At 66.5% G+C, this 16014-nt stretch carries 15 protein-coding genes and 1 riboswitch; of the genes, 10 read left to right on the forward strand and 5 right to left on the reverse strand.

From position 1 onward, the window contains the following. Positions 1-48: 48 nt before the first annotated feature. Positions 49-432, reverse strand: a complete 384-nt coding sequence (gene rbp / locus AC1Q64_RS13225; RefSeq protein WP_056056787.1) for an RNA-binding regulator — start codon at positions 430-432, stop codon at positions 49-51. Between the two features lie 245 nt (positions 433-677). Continuing rightward, positions 678-870, forward strand: a riboswitch (yybP-ykoY riboswitch). A gap of 9 nt (positions 871-879) precedes the next feature. On the opposite strand from rbp, the gene AC1Q64_RS13230 reads away from it, so the two are divergent. The 4 genes from AC1Q64_RS13230 to AC1Q64_RS13245 all read left to right on the forward strand — a co-directional run bounded on the left by AC1Q64_RS13230 (position 880) and on the right by AC1Q64_RS13245 (position 4630). Further along, on the forward strand, positions 880-1446 hold the full coding sequence (locus tag AC1Q64_RS13230) for a TMEM165/GDT1 family protein (RefSeq protein WP_492251629.1): 567 nt from the start codon (positions 880-882) through the stop codon (positions 1444-1446). Between the two features lie 246 nt (positions 1447-1692). Further along, positions 1693-2823 (forward strand): homoserine O-succinyltransferase MetX, encoded by a 1131-nt coding sequence (gene metX, locus AC1Q64_RS13235; protein WP_492251630.1) that lies wholly within the window; start codon positions 1693-1695, stop codon positions 2821-2823. After that, entirely contained in the window at positions 2820-3404 is a 585-nt protein-coding gene (gene metW / locus AC1Q64_RS13240; RefSeq protein WP_108498592.1) for a methionine biosynthesis protein MetW, read from the forward strand. The genes metX and metW overlap by 4 nt, the downstream gene beginning before the upstream one ends. A gap of 80 nt (positions 3405-3484) precedes the next feature. Next, entirely contained in the window at positions 3485-4630 is a 1146-nt protein-coding gene (locus tag AC1Q64_RS13245) for a glycerophosphodiester phosphodiesterase (RefSeq protein WP_492251631.1), read from the forward strand. Here AC1Q64_RS13245 and AC1Q64_RS13250 read toward each other — a convergent pair. Both AC1Q64_RS13250 and AC1Q64_RS13255 read right to left on the reverse strand, forming a co-directional pair. Then, positions 4599-5249 (reverse strand): NAD(P)H-dependent oxidoreductase, encoded by a 651-nt coding sequence (locus tag AC1Q64_RS13250; protein WP_492251632.1) that lies wholly within the window; start codon positions 5247-5249, stop codon positions 4599-4601. The two genes, AC1Q64_RS13245 and AC1Q64_RS13250, sit on opposite strands and share 32 nt — an antisense overlap. 72 nt (positions 5250-5321) lie before the next feature. Next, a complete protein-coding gene (locus AC1Q64_RS13255; RefSeq protein ID WP_492251633.1) occupies positions 5322-5726 on the reverse strand; it encodes a MerR family transcriptional regulator in 405 nt (134 codons plus the stop codon). A 169-nt stretch (positions 5727-5895) separates the two neighbouring features. Here AC1Q64_RS13255 and AC1Q64_RS13260 point away from each other — a divergent pair, with 169 nt between their 5' ends. From AC1Q64_RS13260 to AC1Q64_RS13280, 5 genes are all read left to right on the forward strand, one after another. Then, entirely contained in the window at positions 5896-6717 is an 822-nt protein-coding gene (locus tag AC1Q64_RS13260; RefSeq protein ID WP_492251634.1) for a hydroxypyruvate isomerase family protein, read from the forward strand. A gap of 170 nt (positions 6718-6887) precedes the next feature. After that, positions 6888-8951 (forward strand): methyl-accepting chemotaxis protein, encoded by a 2064-nt coding sequence (locus tag AC1Q64_RS13265; RefSeq protein ID WP_492251635.1) that lies wholly within the window; start codon positions 6888-6890, stop codon positions 8949-8951. A gap of 98 nt (positions 8952-9049) precedes the next feature. Continuing rightward, a complete protein-coding gene (locus AC1Q64_RS13270; protein WP_492251636.1) occupies positions 9050-10276 on the forward strand; it encodes a GGDEF domain-containing protein in 1227 nt (408 codons plus the stop codon). A gap of 70 nt (positions 10277-10346) precedes the next feature. Then, positions 10347-11831: a M20 family metallopeptidase gene (locus tag AC1Q64_RS13275; protein ID WP_492251637.1), complete on the forward strand. Its 1485-nt coding sequence runs from the start codon at positions 10347-10349 to the stop codon at positions 11829-11831. A 149-nt stretch (positions 11832-11980) separates the two neighbouring features. Continuing rightward, positions 11981-12853 carry an alpha/beta hydrolase gene (locus tag AC1Q64_RS13280; protein ID WP_492251638.1) on the forward strand — a complete coding sequence of 291 codons (873 nt, stop codon included), beginning with the start codon at positions 11981-11983 and terminating at the stop codon, positions 12851-12853. Between the two features lie 49 nt (positions 12854-12902). Here AC1Q64_RS13280 and AC1Q64_RS13285 read toward each other — a convergent pair whose 3' ends face one another. Beyond that, positions 12903-13385 (reverse strand): YidB family protein, encoded by a 483-nt coding sequence (locus AC1Q64_RS13285; protein ID WP_291437873.1) that lies wholly within the window; start codon positions 13383-13385, stop codon positions 12903-12905. Positions 13386-13502: 117 nt separating this feature from the next. After that, on the reverse strand, positions 13503-14696 hold the full coding sequence (locus AC1Q64_RS13290; RefSeq protein WP_492251659.1) for an MFS transporter: 1194 nt from the start codon (positions 14694-14696) through the stop codon (positions 13503-13505). 255 nt (positions 14697-14951) lie between these two features. Here AC1Q64_RS13290 and ubiU point away from each other — a divergent pair, with 255 nt between their 5' ends. Then, positions 14952-15995: a ubiquinone anaerobic biosynthesis protein UbiU gene (gene ubiU / locus AC1Q64_RS13295; RefSeq protein WP_291437884.1), complete on the forward strand. Its 1044-nt coding sequence runs from the start codon at positions 14952-14954 to the stop codon at positions 15993-15995. The last annotated feature ends 19 nt before the right edge of the window (positions 15996-16014 follow it).

The following is a 16014-nucleotide window of genomic DNA, read 5'->3' on the forward strand; positions in this document are numbered from 1 at the left end:
TCCTTTTTTTGCCGTCGGCAGGCCCTGAGGACTACCGATAAGGACTTTTTAGTAGCTGCTACGGCCACCGCCGTAACCACCACCGCCGCCACCGCCGTAGCCGCCGCCACCGCTACGGCCACCGCCGTAACCGCCGCCGCCGCCATTGCCGCCACCGAAGCCACCGCTACGGGGAGCGCGGGGCTCCATAGGACGGGCTTCGTTGACCACGAGGTCACGGCCACCGAAGTTTTGACCATGCACGCCTTGGATGGCGGCTTGGGCTTCAGCATCGCTGCCCATTTCGACAAAGCCGAAACCCTTGGAGCGGCCGGTGTCACGTTCCATCATGACCTTGGCGCTGCCAACCGAGCCGTACTGGCTGAAGGTCTGTTGCAGATCTTCGTCGCGGAAAGAGTAGGGCAGGTTGCCCACGTAAAGTTTGTTGCCCATGAAGGACTCCTGAAAAAACACAAAAACGCGATGGAGCCCGACGCAATCAACAAACCTGTGACGACTTCAAAGACGCGAAACTGACCATTCACCGCTAAGCTAACTGCCCTTCTGCAAGCAGAAAAGCGAATCCATTATTAATCACTTTATGGTGCTCGTGGGGGTTTATTTCTGGGCAGATGGGCTCAAAACACCGGGTCAGCGTGGTTTTTCGGTGAATTTCAGGGCAAACCATAGGGTAAAATCTACCGGTCTTTGGGGAGTAGCCCGCCCGGCCGCGCAACGCGCCGGGGGCATGCGTCAACACACTTGGGTTCTTTGAGACCTATGGCGTATGCGGCTTTTGAGCTGGGCGAGACCATTGACTGCAAACCGATCCACATGGCCGGAGTCGGGGTGCAGTCAATGCGTTTTCCACCCATCCGGCCGGATAGGACCCCCTCCCCCATGGAAGCCTTCTTCATTTCCACCGCCATCGTCGCGCTCGCCGAGATGGGCGACAAGACGCAGCTGCTCGCTCTGGTGCTCGCGGCACGCTTTCGCAAACCCTGGCCCATCGTGCTGGGTATCCTGGTGGCCACGCTGGTCAACCACGGCCTGGCCGGCGCTGTCGGTGCCTGGGTGACCACCTTCCTGGGCCCCCAGGTGCTGCGCTGGATTTTGGGCGCCTCATTCATCGCCATGGCGGTCTGGATGCTGATCCCCGACAAGCTGGACGAAGGCGAAGCCGACGGATCGCCACGCTGGGGGGTGTTTGGCACCACCGTGGTCGCATTCTTCCTGGCCGAGATGGGCGACAAGACCCAGATCGCCACGGTCATGCTGGCTGCCAAATACAACGCTTACCTCTGGGTGGTGGCGGGCACCACGTTGGGCATGATGCTGGCCAATGCGCCCGTGGTCTGGCTGGGTGAGCGCATCACGCGCAAGGTGCCCATCCGCGCGGTGCATCTGGTGTCTGCCGCCATCTTTCTGGCGTTGGGGCTGCTGGCGATTTTTTCGTCCGCAGGCTGACCTGATCGGTGCGACGGGCTGGGCGACGCGACGCTGCTTTGGTATATTTGCCAGACGCGCCGATTTGCCACAGCTTGCGGGCGCTTTATAAATTCTGCTAAAGACCCGTCCGACACACCTGCCCGGCCTCGTTTTTAGCGACGCCGGGTATTTTTTTGCCGAGGTTTTGCCCTCGGTGACAGCGGCTCCTCAAGGGGCTTGCGGCGTGTGCAAGCGGTGGAACGTGAGGGCTTACCAGTTCCAACTATGTCGTTCATCGCCACACCCCAGTCCATGCATTTCCCGGATGCGCTGCCGCTGCAAAGCGGCGCGTCCATCCGCGACTACCACCTGGCCTTTGAGACCTACGGCACGCTCAATGCCGACCGCTCGAACGCCGTGCTCGTGTGCCACGCCCTCAACGCCTCGCACCATGTGGCGGGCGTGTACGCCGGGCAGGACAAGAGCGAGGGCTGGTGGGACAACATGATCGGCCCCGGCAAGCCCGTGGACACCGACCGCTTCTTCGTCATCGGCGTGAACAACCTGGGCTCGTGTTTTGGCTCCACCGGGCCCATGCACCACCACCCGGACACCGGCGAGGTTTATGGCGCGGACTTCCCCGTGGTCACAGTGGAAGACTGGGTCAACGCCCAGGCGCGGTTGCTGGACCGTCTGGGCATCCAGCAACTGGCGGCTGTGCTGGGTGGCAGCCTGGGCGGCATGCAGGCGCTCAGCTGGACGCTGCAGTACCCCGAGCGCATGCGCCACGCGGTAGTGGTGGCCAGTGCGCCCAACCTCACGGCCGAGAACATCGCCTTCAACGAAGTCGCCCGCCGCGCCATCGTGACCGACCCGGACTTCCACGGCGGCCACTTTTACCGCCATGGCGTGATCCCCAAGCGTGGCCTGCGCATTGCCCGCATGATCGGCCACATCACGTACCTGTCCGACGACGTGATGAACGAGAAGTTCGGCCGGCAGCTGCGCGAAGGCCTGGAGCTGAAATACAGCACCCAGGACATCGAGTTCCAGATCGAAAGCTATCTGCGCTACCAGGGCGACAAGTTCAGCGACTACTTTGACGCCAACACCTACCTTCTGATCACCCGGGCGCTGGACTACTTCGACCCTGCGCGCACCCATGCCGGCAACCTCACGCGGGCCCTGGCCCGGGCGCAGGCCAGGTTCCTGCTGGTGAGCTTCACCACCGACTGGCGGTTTTCGCCCAAGCGCAGCCGCGAAATCGTGAAGGCCCTGCTCGACAACCGCCGCAGCGTGAGCTACGCCGAGATCGACGCGCCCCATGGGCACGATGCCTTTTTGCTCGATGACGCACGATACATGGGCGTGATGCGCTCTTACTTCGATAGCATTGCCAAGGAGTTGCAACCATGACCGAAAAAGCGGCGATGCAAGCCCTGGCGCGCCTGGTGCCCCCCGGCTCGCGCGTGCTCGACCTCGGTTGCGGCAACGGCGCGATGCTCGACTACCTGCAGCGCGAGCGCGGCTGCAGCGGCTATGGCGTGGAGATTGACGACGCCAACGTGCTGGCCTGCGTGCAGCGCGGGGTGGATGTGATCCAGCTCAACCTCGACGAGGGGCTGGCCATGTTCGACGACAACAGCTTTGACGTGGTGCTGCAGATCGACACGTTGCAGCACTTGCGCAACGCCGAAACCATGCTGCGCGAGACGGCGCGTGTGGGGCGCACCGGCGTGGTGGCCTTCCCCAACTTTGCGCACTGGCCCAACCGCTTGTCCATCCTGCGCGGGCGCATGCCCGTCACGCGGCGCCTGCCCTACCAGTGGTACGACACGCCCAACATCCGCGTGGGCACGTACAAGGACTTTGAGGTGCTGGCCACCAAGAACAGCCTGCGCATCCTCGATTCATTCGGGTTGCAGGACGGGCAAGAGGTGCGTTGGCTGCCCAACGCACGCGCGGGCACGGCGGTCTTCCACTTCGAACACGCGTAGCGCTTGTGGGTGCGCGCCCAGCGACACGGCACTGTCAAGCGCATCGGCTAAGGTGCGGGCTCTGTTTGTAGGAGACCCGCATGAAACGCATTGCACTGCGCGCCGTGACCGCTGCCGCGCTGTTGACCACCTGGGCGCTGGGCGCCGTAGCCCAGGCCTGGCCCCCCACCCCCACCGTCATTGCCCACCGCGGCGCATCGGCGCTGCGGCCCGAGCACACGCTGGCGGCCTACCAGCAGGCGATTGACGATGGCGCGGACATCATCGAGCCCGACCTTGTGATCACCAAGGACGGCGTGCTGGTGGCCCGGCACGAGAACGCGATTGCCATCCTGGGCGCCGATGGCTCCGTGAAGGAAGCCACCACCGACGTGGTGGACCGCCCCGAGTTCGCGGGCCGCAAGGCCACCAAGACCATCGACGGCCAGGCCATCACCGGCTGGTTCACCGAAGACTTCACGCTGGCCGAGCTGAAGACCCTGCGCGCCCGCGAACGCATCCCCGCGCAGCGCCCGGCCAACGTGGCCTACAACGGCCGGTTCGAGGTGCCCACCTTGCAGGAGGTGATCGACCTGGCCAAGGCGGCGACAGCCAAAACCGGCCGCGTGATCGGCATCTACCCCGAGACCAAACACCCCACCTACTTCCAGTCCATCGGCCTGCCGCTGGAGGCGCCGCTGCTGGCCGTGCTGGAGAAAAACGGCTGGAACCACAAGGACGCGCCCGTGTTCGTGCAGTCGTTCGAGGTCAGCAACCTGCAGGCGATCCGCAAGCAGAGCAGCGTGCGCCTGGTGCAGCTGGTGGCGCCGTCGGGCCGGCCGTATGACTTTGTGGCGCAGGGCGCGGCCAACACGCGCGCCTATGCCGACCTGATCACTCCCGACGGCCTCAAGCAGGTGGCCACCTACGCCAACGCCATCGGCCCCTTCAAGACATTGGTGGTGCCGGTGAAGGACGGAGTGCCCGGCGATCCCACGCCGCTGGTCGCACAAGCCCATGCCGCCGGGCTGGCCGTGCACATCTGGACGCTGCGGCCTGAAAACGCCTTTCTGCCCGCCGGCCTGAAGAAGGCGCCCACCACCGATGGCACCGTGCGCGGTGACAGCGTGGCCGAGATCACGGCCTACCTGCGCGCAGGCATCGATGGCTTCTTCACCGACGATTCGGCGGTGGGCCGCGCTGCGGTGCAGGCCTTCACCGCGAAGGCGATGACGGCGACGAAGTGACCGGCGTCGGGCGCGGTTGTCCCTGTGCGGCGCGTGCCCCCTGGCGCAGCCCCAGTTGCCGCGCCTTCTCCACCCACAGCGCCAGCTGCTCGGCGCTGGCGCTGCGCACGGGGCCAAAGCTGTGCACCCGCACGGGCCGGATGCCGCAGAACTCCAGGATGGCCTTCTTCATCTGGTGGTGCCCCGGCATGCGCGTGACCCAGCGGAAGTACCAGGGTGGCGAATCCATGGTCACCAGCAGCTCGGCCGATCGGCCGGCCAGCAGCTTGTCCCATAACGACGAGCCCTTGCGGTACTTGAAGGCGTAGCCCGGCAGGAACGTGCGGTCGATAAAACCCTTGAGCAGCGCAGGCATGGCACCCCACCAGATCGGGTAGACCCACACCAGGTGGTGCGCCCAGGTGATGTCGGCCTGCGCGGCCATCAAATCGGGTTCCAGCGGCTGGGCAGCGCCATAGCCCTGAAACAGCGGGTTGAAAACGAGCTGTCCCACGTCCAGAAACCGCACCTGCGCCCCTGCGCGCCTAGCGCCCTCGGCATAGGCACGCGCCATGCCTGCGCACAGGCTCTCGGCGGCGGGGTGGCCCAGGATGACCAGAATGTTGTGTTGCTCTGCCACAGATGCTCCCTCACGGTGTTGTTGATGGCGCCATGGTCACCTTGCCCCATGGGGCAGAGTCAAGCGGTCGGGTCAAGGCGGTACGGATTTCGCGCTGCCCATCGTGCAGGCCTGGGGCGTCACGGGCACTGCCAGCGTGTCGCAGGTGTGCATCTCGGCTTCCAGCCCGGCCAGTTGTGCGTCCAGCGCTGTGAGGCGCGCCAGCTCGTGCGCCACGGCGGCCCGCCGCCCGGCCACCAGCTGGGCCACGCGGTCCCAGCCAGCGGCGGTGTCGATGTGGGGCAGCCCGTCCAGCTCCGACAGCCGAAAGCCCAGCGCCTGGGCCCGGCGTATCAGCAACACGCGGGCCACATCGGCCTCTCCATAGTGGCGGTAGCTGCCTGCGCGCGCCACCGTGCCCAGCAGGCCCCGTGTCTCATACAGCCGGATGGCCTTGGGCGTGGTGCCGGTGCGTTGGGCGAGTTCTCCGATGCGCATGGGTGATCCTGAGATTGCTATAAAATGTATAGCTGTAAAGGCATATGAAACTAGCGCTAGAGGCGAATTTGGCACAAATTCAGGCTCCACGGCGCTCTGGGCGGGCAATGGGCTCGTTGGCTACACGATAAGCTGCGGCGCTTAGAAGTTGCCTCTTCGCACTGCCCCCATGCCCCAGTTTGCCGCCCACCTGAGCCTGATGTACACCGAGCTGCCCTTGCTCGACCGTTTTGCGGCTGCGGCGCACGACGGGTTCCGGGCGGTGGAACTGCACTTCCCCTACGCTTTCGACCCCCGCGAGATCGCTGCCCGGCTGCAGGACAACGGCCTGCAACTGGTGGTGCTCAACGCCCCGGCGGGCGGCGTCGAGCCTGCCGACATGGCCCATGCCTGGGAGCTCGGCGCACGCGGCCTGGCCGCGCAGCCGGGTCGGGAGGCGGAGTTTCGGGCCGGTGTGCTGGAGGCCTTGCGATATGCCGAGCAACTGCGCTGCCCGTTTATCAACCTGCTGTGCGGCACTGTGCCGCCGGGGGTGGAGCGCGAATCGCTCAAGGCCCTGTGCGTGGGCAACCTGCGCTGGGCGGCAGACCAGGCCGGGCGCGCAGGATGTGACATCCTCATCGAGCCCACCAACCTGCGCGATGTACCGCGCTATTTCCTGAACCGGCAGGACCACGCGCACGAGTTGCTCGACGCGGCCCAGGTGCCACACCTGAAGGTGCTGATGGACCTTTACCACTGCCAGCTGGTGGAGGGTGACCTGCACGGCAAGCTGCAGCGCTACCTGCCCACGGGCCGCGTGGCCCACATCCAGGTGGCGGGCGTGCCCGCACGCAATGAGCCCGACCGTGGCGAGCTGCACTACCCTTTTCTGCTCGACACCATCGACGCCCTGGGCTACACGGGCTGGGTGGGTTGCGAATACAGCCCAGCGGCGGGGACATCGCAGGGGCTCGGCTGGCGGGACGTGGCCCTGCGCAGCCGCGCGTAAAACCGGCATAAATCGTTTTACCAGGCAGTTCCAGTACGCGCGAATGCGTAAGGGAATGCGTGAATAAATGTAACAAGGCGCTGCGCTTAGAGTGAAAGCAGACCGGCCCAGTCGGCTTTTGCATTCCTTTGTGCATTGCTTTGCGCATTCAATTCCAGGAGACACCCCGCATGCCCGCATCCCTTGCCAACAACCGATCCGTCGCGCGCCAGGTCACGTTGACCGCCATTGCGCTGGTGGCCTTGGTGCTGGTGCTGGTGGGGCTGGCGATTGCCGTGCTGACCGAGCGCAGCACCCGCGCCCAGGTGGTGGCCAGCGTGGGCGACACGGCGCAGAGCGTGGCGCAGTCGCTGGACGCGGCCGACAACACCAACCGCGAGCTGGTGCAGCTGACCATGAAGGGCTTTCAGCGCTACTTCGAGGCCACGATGCAGCTCGACGAGGCCTCGGGCGAGCTGCGCAGCTACGGCGCGCTGGTCAACGAGGACTACGGCTCGGTCGACAAATTCGCCAGCGAGACGGGCGGCATTGCCACCGTGTTCGCCAAGAAGGGCGATGATTTCATCCGCATCACCACTTCTGTCAAGAATGACAAGGGCGAGCGCCAGCAGGGCACGCCGCTGGGCAAAGACGACCCGGCGTATGCCACCGTGTCCAAGGGCGAGCCCTTTACTGGCGTCACGGTGGTGAACGGCAAGCCCTTCATGGGCCATTACCTGCCCGCCAAGGACGCCTCGGGCAAGGTCATTGCGCTGCTGTTCATCGGCAATGACATCAGCGTGTTCCACGCCATGCTGCAAAAACAGGTGGCGCAGACGAAGTTCTTCGAACACGGCGGCACCTATGTGATCAACCCTGGCACCTCGCTGGACCAGGCCGTGTTTGTGTACCACCCCACCGCGCGCGGCAAGCGCGTGCTGGAGGCCTACCCGCAAGCGCGCCCCTTCTTTGAAGCGCTGGCTGCATCGCAGGACGGCTTTGTGCGCGAGGCCGCAGACGTGCTGGGCACCGGCGCCGAGAACCCCTGGGCGCTGGTGCGCAAGACCGGTGGCGGCTGGTGGGTGGTGGCCGAGGTGGCCGACGGCGAGGCCATGGCCAGCCAGCGGCGCGTCACGCTGGCCGTGTGGGGCCTGATGGCCGTGGCCGTGGTGCTGCTGGCCATCGGCCTGTTTGTCATGCTGCGCCGGGGCGTGAGCCGCCCGCTGCAGGACCTGACCCAGGCCATCACGCTGGTGGCGCAGGGCGACCTGACCGAGGCCTTTCACACCACGCGGCGCGACGAGATCGGCGCGCTGGTGCAGGAGGTGGAGGGCATGCGCCAGCGCTACACGCAGATGCTGCAGCAGGTGCGCAATGCCGTGGACAGCATCACCACCGCCAGCGCCGAGATTGCCAGCGGCAACCAGGACCTGTCGGCCCGCACCGAGGCCACGGCCAGCAGCCTGGCGCAGACCGCACAAAGCATGGAGCACCTGACCTCCACCGTGCGCCAGTCGGCCGACGCCGCGCGCCAGGCCAACCAGCTGGCCAGCACCGCCGCTGCCGTGGCCGCGCGCGGCGGCCAGGTGGTGGGCGAGGTGGTCACCACCATGGGCGACATCAACCAGAGCTCGCGCAAGATCGCCGACATCATCGGCGTGATTGATTCGATCGCGTTCCAGACCAACATCCTCGCGCTCAACGCTGCGGTGGAAGCCGCCCGCGCGGGTGAACAGGGCCGGGGTTTTGCCGTGGTGGCCAGCGAAGTGCGCAACCTGGCCGGGCGCAGCGCAGAGGCGGCGCGCGAGATCAAGGCGCTGATTGGCGCCTCGGTGGAGCGTGTGGAATCGGGCGCGCGCCTGGTGCAGAACGCGGGCAGCACCATGGACGAGATCGTGGGTTCGGTCAAACGGGTGGGCGACATCATTGGCGAGATCACCGCAGCCTCGACCGAACAGTCCGACGGCATCGGCCAGGTCAACACCGCCGTCAACCAGCTCGACCAGATGACGCAGCAGAACGCCGCGCTGGTGGAGCAATCGGCCGCCGCTGCGCAAAGCCTGCGCGAGCAGGCCACGCGGCTGGCCGGGGCGGTACAGGTGTTCAAACTCTCGCGGGGCGACGGCACGGCGGCCAGCGGTGGCCTGGGCTACTCCCAGCGCGCGGCTCTGGCTGCGCCCCTGGCGCAGACCGGCGAAGGTGAAGGGCAACACGCCCCCGGCAGTGGCGCCCGGGCCCCCGCCCAGCTGCAATAGGGCTCGCCACCGGTGGGGGCGGTCATCCGACGGTTTGCGGTCTTTGGCCCTTGGTTTATGCTGGTCTGACTCGCTTCATACCCTGCCCACCTGCACCCATGGCCGCCCACGTCCCCACCATGCTGGCAATGATCATTGCCAGCTCCCTCATGATGGCGGCCTCCATGGCCGTGGTGGGGTGGGGGCGAAGGCGCGATGGCCTGGGCCGCTGGGCTGCGGCCTTGCTGGTCAACGCCATTGGCCACTTGCTGATCATGCTGCGGGGCCTGATCCCCGACGTGTTGTCCATCGTGCTCGGCAATCTGATGCTGTCCAGCGTGTTCGTGGGCATGATTGCAGCGGTCTACCAGTTTCAGGGGCGGCCGGTGCGCTGGTCGCTGCTGCTGGCCCCGCCGCTGCTGGTGCTGGGTTTTGTCACGGTGTTCATCGACAACTTTCCGGCGCGGGTGAGTTTTGTGGGCCTGGTCATCGGGCTGCAGGCCGTGTGGGCGCTGCTGGCGGCGCTGTCGCACCGGCACGCTACCGTGGGGCGCGGGCAGTGGCTGCTGGTGGCGGGGCTGTCGCTGGAGGCCTTGGTACTGGGTGGCCGTGCGCTGGTGGCTATCAGCACGCACTCCGAGGCCACCAACATTCTGCAAAGCAGCGCGCTGCAGACCCTGACCTTTCTGGCCACGTTCTCGGTGGTGCTCGTCAGCTCGGTGGGTTTTGTGTTCATGTCGCGCGACCGTGCCGACGAAAACAACCGCGTGCTGGCCGCGCTGGACCCGCTCACCGGTGTGGCCAACCGCCGCTCGCTGATCGCGGCGCTGGACCGAGACGTGGCCCGCGCACAGCGCATGCGCGAGCCCATGGCGCTGATGATGGTGGACATTGACCACTTCAAGGATGTGAACGACCAGTACGGCCACCCGGCGGGTGACCGCGTGCTGTGCAGTGTGGTGAATGTGCTGCGCCAGCGCGTGCGTGCGCAGGACCTGGTGGGCCGCTACGGGGGCGAGGAGTTCATGGTGCTGCTGCCCGACACCGGCCTGGTGGGGGCCGAGCAGCTGGCGCGCGAGCTGTGCAAGGCGGTCGAGGAGTCGCGTTGCCCTGTTGAAAGCGTGCCGGGCCCTGGCATCGCCGTCACGGTGAGCATTGGGGTGTTTGGTGGACGGCTGGATTCCGGCGACAGCTGGGACATGCTGATCGCAGCCGCCGACCGCGCGCTGTACCAGGCCAAGAACAACGGCCGCAACCGCGTCGAGGTGGCCACGGGTCTGCGCCGCCCCAATGCCCAGCTGGCGGCCCAGGCCAATCCCGAGACCCTGCCCGAGTCTCTGTATTGATCCATGGCGCACGGCGGGGCGTTGTGTTGGAATGGTGGATTGATCACCTTCCGCCTTCAGGAGCCCCACCATGAACGCCCGCGTGCCCTCCCAAGTCCTTCAGCCTGAGCTTGCCCTGCAGCGTGTCAGCCAGGCCTGGGACAGCGACATTGTTCGCCAGCTCACCGACTACATCGCCATCCCTGCCAAGTCCCCCACGTTCGCTGCCGACTGGGCCGAGCTGGGCCTGCTCGACACCGTGGTGCGCAACGCTGCGGCCTGGGTGGAGTCGCAGAAGGTCGAGGGCCTCACGCTCGAAATCGTGCGCCTCGAAGGCCGCACCCCCGTGCTGTTCTTCGAGATCGCCGCCACCCAGCCCGGCGCTACCGACACCGTGCTCATGTACGGCCACCTGGACAAGCAGCCCGAGTTCTCGGGCTGGCGCAGCGACCTCGGCCCCTGGACGCCCAAGTACGAAGACGGCAAGCTCTACGGCCGGGGCGGCGCCGATGACGGCTACGCGGTGTACGCCAGCATCGCCGCCGTGCAGGAACTGAAACGCCAGAATGTGCCCCACCCGCGCATCGTGGGCCTCATCGAAACGTGCGAAGAAAGCGGCTCGCGCGACCTGCTGCCCTACATCGATGCATTGAAGCCCCGCATGGGCAACGTGGCGCTGGTCGTGTGCCTGGACTCGGGCGCCGGCAACTACGACCAGCTGTGGCTCACCACCAGCCTGCGCGGCATGGCCAGCGGCACGCTCAAGGTCGAGATCCTGACCGAGGGCATCCACTCGGGCGACGCCTCGGGCCTGGTGCCCTCGTCCTTCCGCATCATGCGGCAGGTGCTCGACCGGCTCGAAGACAGCGCCACCGGCCGCTTGCTGCCCCAGAGCTTCCATTGCGAAGTGCCCGCTGACCGCCTGGCCCAGGCCCGCGCCACGGCAGCCATCCTGGGCGAAGAGGTGTACCGCCGCTTCCCGTGGGCGCACTACGACTGCGGCGGCTCCACCACGTTTGCACTGCCCACCACCACCGACCCGGTGCAGGCCCTGCTCAAGCGCACCTGGGAACCCACGCTCAGCGTCACCGGTGCGGAGGGCTTCCCGGCCCTGCAGGACGCGGGCAACGTGCTGCGCCCCTACACCGCCTTCAAGCTCAGCCTGCGCTTGCCCCCACTGGTGGACGCCGCGCAAGCCGTGCAGGACCTGAAGGCGCTGCTGGAAGACAACGCGCCCTACCAGGCCAAGGTCACCTTCCAGAGCGGCGGCGGTGCCACAGGCTGGAACGCCCCGGCCACCACGCCCTGGTTCGAGCAGGCGCTCAACGAGGCCTCGCAGGCGCACTTTGGTGCGCCCTGCGGCTACATCGGCCAGGGCGGCACCATTCCGCTGATGAACATGCTGAGCGAAGGCTTCCCCACCGCGCAGATGATGGTGTGCGGCGTGCTCGGCCCCAAGAGCAATGCGCACGGCCCCAACGAGTTTTTGCACGTTCCCTACGCCAAGCGCCTCACCGCCTCGGTGGCCCATGTGATGGCGGCCATGGCCCAGCAGCAGGCTGCTGCCTCTGCCTGAGGCCCCCCCGCAACGCAGACCTGGCGACTAGGGCGGTGATGGGCCTCGGAGCGGCCCATCATCGCCCAGCGCGTGTTGTCCATTTTTTGCGCTGGGTTTTCAGCCCTGCCGGGTATGCTGCCCACCATGCCCTGATGGTCCCGCCCGACATGAACCCTGATGAACTGATCCCCTCGACCCTGACCACTTTCACCGCCAGCGATGGCGAGAACCTGGCCGTGCAGGACTGGCCCTTGCCGCAGGGCGAACCCTGCCGGGGGACCGTGCTGCTGGTGCACGGCCTGGGCGAGCATGTAGGCCGCTATGACGCGCTGGCCCGCCGCCTCAACGACTGGGGGTTTGCGGTGCGGGGCTACGACCAGTACGGCCATGGCGAATCAGCCGGGCCACGCGGCGGGCTCACGTCGGACATGCGCCTGCTGGACGACCTGGCGGACCTGGTGGACGCCACGCGCGCACGCATGCCTGCTGGCCAGCCGCTGGTGTTGCTGGGCCACAGCATGGGCGGGCTGGTGGCCTCGCGGTTTGTGTCCCTGCACCTGCGGGCGGTCGATGCGTTGGTGCTGTCATCCCCCGCGCTCGATGCAGGCCTGGGCGCTGTGCAAAAGCTGCTGCTGGCCACGCTGCCGCGCATCGCGCCCAACCTGCGTGTGGGCAATGGGCTGGATGCGCAGTACCTATCGCACGACCAGGCCGTGGTGGCGGCCTACCTGGCCGACCCCCTGTGCCATGACCGCATCAGCGCGCGCCTGGCACGCTTTATCGCCGATGGTGGCCCTGCCACCGTGGCCCGCGCTGCGCACTGGAGCGTGCCCACGCTGCTGATGTGGGCGGGCAGCGACAAGCTGGTGCACCCCGCTGGCAGCCGCGCGTTCGCTGTGGCCGCGCCCAAGGCCGTTGTGCATTCGCATTGCTTTGAGCCCCTGTTCCACGAGCTGTTCAACGAAAGCACCGAGCTGGCCGCTCCGGTGTTTGATCTGTTGCGCCAATGGCTGGTGCGGCGCTGCCCTTTGGCGGGCTGATTTCAAGGAAAACAGCCGGTAGCGCTAGTGCAGAAAGCACCAGTAGCTATCATTTTTGAAGCAAACCGCCGAGCATCCCCAGCAGGTCGTTGGTATTGCCAAACCCGCCGTGGGGCGCCTGGCCCTGCGGGCTGAGCTGGTCTACCAAGCCCGGCAACACCTGGGCCAGCTGCCCGGCCGCTGCGCTGGGGCCCACGCCCAGCTGCGCAGCGATCTGCGACAGCGGGCCGCTGCCCAGCACGTTGGACAACTGTTCGCCCGAGATTGCGTGGTTGGGTCCCGCACTCAGCCACGACGCAATCACATTGCCCAGCCCCGCCTGCTGAAACTTGGCCATCAAGCCTGGCAGGCCACCCACCGGGCCGTCGTTGCTGATCAGTGACATCACGGCCTGCACCAGCTGCGGGTTTTGTGCGGCCATGCTGATCAGCCCCCCAAGGCCACCTCCGGCCCCACCGGATGCAGCGGCGCCGCTGCCGCCTTGCGACGCGTTGTTGATGACGGCACCCAGAACGGAATCGAGCAAACCCATGGTGTTCTCCTGCAGAGGGAATAAAAAATGGCAGCGCCGGGGAATGGCGCCATGGCCATGGCTGATGGTACGCACACCGCTCGATGCTGCAATGTCAACGATCGTGAATTTCTCAGCTCACGGGCCGGGGGCCACGCGTGCAGCCTGCTTGTGCTGCAGGCCCAGCCAGGCCAGCGCCAGCCCCGTCACCACAATCGGCACCAGCGACCCGGCGTTGAGCAGTGTCCAGCCCTGTGTGGTGACCAGCACGCCGGATGAAAACGCACTCAGCGCCAGGGTGGAGTACACGCAGAAGTTGATGGCTGCCTGGGCGCGGTCCTTCTCTTCGGGCCGGTAGGCCGTCATGGCCAGTGTGGTGGAGCCGGTGAACAGGAAGTTCCAGCCCACGCCCAGGAAGAACAATGCAATGCCGAAGTGGTGCAGTTCCACGCCCATCAGCGCCACGGCCACGCAGGCCAGGTTGAGCAACACCCCCGTGCCCATGATGGGCAACACGCCAAAGCGCTTGATGAGGTGGCCGGTGACAAAGCCGGGCGCGAACATGCCGATCACATGCCACTCCAGCACCAGCGCCGAGGCGTCGAAGTCAAAGCCACACACCTGCATGGCCAGCGGCGTGGCCGCCATCAGCAGGTTCATCACGCCATAGCCCAGCGCGGCGCCCACAATGGCCACGATGAAGGCGGGCTGGCGCATCAGCACAGTCAGGGGGCGCCCCTGCTCGCGTTGCCCCGCAGCGTTGAGCACCACAGGCTGCGCCTCGAACCGGATCGCCGACATGCACAGCATGGACAACAGTGCCACGCCGATCAGCGCGATGTAGGCGCCCGCAAACGGCACCGGGAACAGCGTGCGCGTGGCGCTGGCCAGGTTGGGGCCCGCCACCGCGCCCAGCAGGCCACCGGCCAGCACCAGCGAAACAGCCTTCTCGCGGTAATCCGGGGCCGCCAGCTCGGCCGCTGCAAAGCGGTACAGGCCGCCATTGGCGCTGTAGTAGCCCGCCACCAGCGTAGCGGTGCACAGCAGCCAGAAGCTGGCGCTGAACGCGGCCCAGGCACACAGAGCGGCCGACACCACGGCCACGGCCAGCCCGATCTGGAACGACACCTTGCGGCCCCAGCGCATCTGCGTGCGCGCCACCAGCGGGGTGGACAGCGCCCCGCCCACCACGTAGCCCATCACCGGCAGCGTGGCCATCCAGCCAAAGGGCGCCAGCTGCAGTCCCACCAGGCCGTTGATGGCAATGAAGACAACGTTGTTGGTGAGGAAAAGGCCTTGGCACAGGGCCAGCAACCACAGGTTCTTGTTCACGGCAGGGCAGCGCTCGGGGCGGGCAGAAGGGCAGTAAGGGGTGGCGGCATAGATGCAAGTCAAGGCCGGACGGCAGTGTGGCGGGCCGCGAAGGTAAGAGGCACGTCAAAACCCGACTGCTTTGCTCCAGCATTGTGCACCGCCGTTGATGAAGATCAGCGGATGCGTCGGGTGACCCCCGTATGGTGGCGCCCAGTGCTGTGGCTCCCCACCGGGGCCAGCGTTTGAATGTTTGTGATGGAACCCCTGAAATCGATGGAGGCCGCGCTGCCTGCGGCCCTGGAGCCTGCCTCGCCCGCCATGGAACTCGTCTGCCCCGCAGGCAGCCTGCCCGCCCTGAAGGCGGCCGTGGACCACGGTGCCAACTGCGTCTATCTGGGCCTGCGCGACGCCACCAACGCGCGCAACTTCGCGGGCCTCAACTTTGACGAGGCGGCCATCGCCCAGGGTATTGGCCATGCGCATGGTCGCGGCTGCAAGGTTTTCATGGCGCTCAACACCTACCCGCAGGCAACCAACCCAGGGCCGTGGCGCAGTGCGCTGGACAAGGCGGTGGACCTGGGCGTGGACGCCGTCATCCTGGCCGACCCGGGACTCATGTTGTACGCGGTGCAGCACCACCCCCGGCTGCGGTTGCATCTGTCGGTGCAGGGTTCGGCCACCCACTACGAGGCCATCAACTTCTACCGCGAGCAGTTCGGCATCGTGCGCGCCGTGCTGCCGCGTGTGCTGTCGATGGAGCAGGTGCGCCAGGTCATCGACCGCACGCCGGTCGAGATCGAAGTCTTCGGCTTTGGCAGCCTGTGTGTGATGGTCGAGGGGCGCTGCGCGCTGTCGTCGTATGTGACCGGCGAATCGCCCAACACGCACGGCGTGTGTTCGCCCCCGAAGGCCGTGCGCTGGGTAGAGACGCCGCAGGGCCGCGAGTCGCGCTTGAACGGTGTGCTCATCGACCGCTATGCGCCCGGCGAGAACGCGGGCTACCCCACGCTGTGCAAGGGCCGCTTCGACGTGGGCGATGACGAGAACTACTACGCCATCGAAGAGCCCACCAGCCTCAACACGCTGGAGCTGCTGCCCCAGCTGCTCAAGATGGGCGTGCGCGCCATCAAGATCGAAGGCCGCCAGCGCAGCCCCGCCTATGTAGCGCAGGTCACCCAGGTCTGGCGCGAGGCCATGGACCAGTGCCTGGCCTACCCGCACCGCTACGCACCCAAGACGCGCTGGATGGCCAGCCTGGACCAGGTGGCCGAGGGGCAACAGCACACGCTGGGCGCTTATCACCGTCCCTGGAAGTAGTGCTTCTCCACAACGACAA

Source organism: Acidovorax sp. GW835-FHT14G06 (assembly GCF_058793595.1).

Bases quoted from the DNA above. Each gene is read 5' to 3' on its own strand.
- AC1Q64_RS13270 (WP_492251636.1), top strand. From the start codon at position 9,050: ATGGCCGCCCACGTCCCCACCATGCTGGCAATGATCATTGCCAGCTCC.
- AC1Q64_RS13280 (WP_492251638.1), top strand. From the start codon at position 11,981: ATGAACCCTGATGAACTGATCCCCTCGACCCTGACCACTTTCACCGCC.
- metW (WP_108498592.1), top strand. From the start codon at position 2,820: ATGACCGAAAAAGCGGCGATGCAAGCCCTGGCGCGCCTGGTGCCCCCC.
- ubiU (WP_291437884.1), top strand. From the start codon at position 14,952: ATGGAGGCCGCGCTGCCTGCGGCCCTGGAGCCTGCCTCGCCCGCCATG.
- AC1Q64_RS13230 (WP_492251629.1), top strand. From the start codon at position 880: ATGGAAGCCTTCTTCATTTCCACCGCCATCGTCGCGCTCGCCGAGATG.
- AC1Q64_RS13265 (WP_492251635.1), top strand. From the start codon at position 6,888: ATGCCCGCATCCCTTGCCAACAACCGATCCGTCGCGCGCCAGGTCACG.
- rbp (WP_056056787.1), bottom strand. From the start codon at position 432: ATGGGCAACAAACTTTACGTGGGCAACCTGCCCTACTCTTTCCGCGAC.
- AC1Q64_RS13245 (WP_492251631.1), top strand. From the start codon at position 3,485: ATGAAACGCATTGCACTGCGCGCCGTGACCGCTGCCGCGCTGTTGACC.
- AC1Q64_RS13260 (WP_492251634.1), top strand. From the start codon at position 5,896: ATGCCCCAGTTTGCCGCCCACCTGAGCCTGATGTACACCGAGCTGCCC.
- AC1Q64_RS13275 (WP_492251637.1), top strand. From the start codon at position 10,347: ATGAACGCCCGCGTGCCCTCCCAAGTCCTTCAGCCTGAGCTTGCCCTG.
- AC1Q64_RS13285 (WP_291437873.1), bottom strand. From the start codon at position 13,385: ATGGGTTTGCTCGATTCCGTTCTGGGTGCCGTCATCAACAACGCGTCG.
- metX (WP_492251630.1), top strand. From the start codon at position 1,693: ATGTCGTTCATCGCCACACCCCAGTCCATGCATTTCCCGGATGCGCTG.
- AC1Q64_RS13255 (WP_492251633.1), bottom strand. From the start codon at position 5,726: ATGCGCATCGGAGAACTCGCCCAACGCACCGGCACCACGCCCAAGGCC.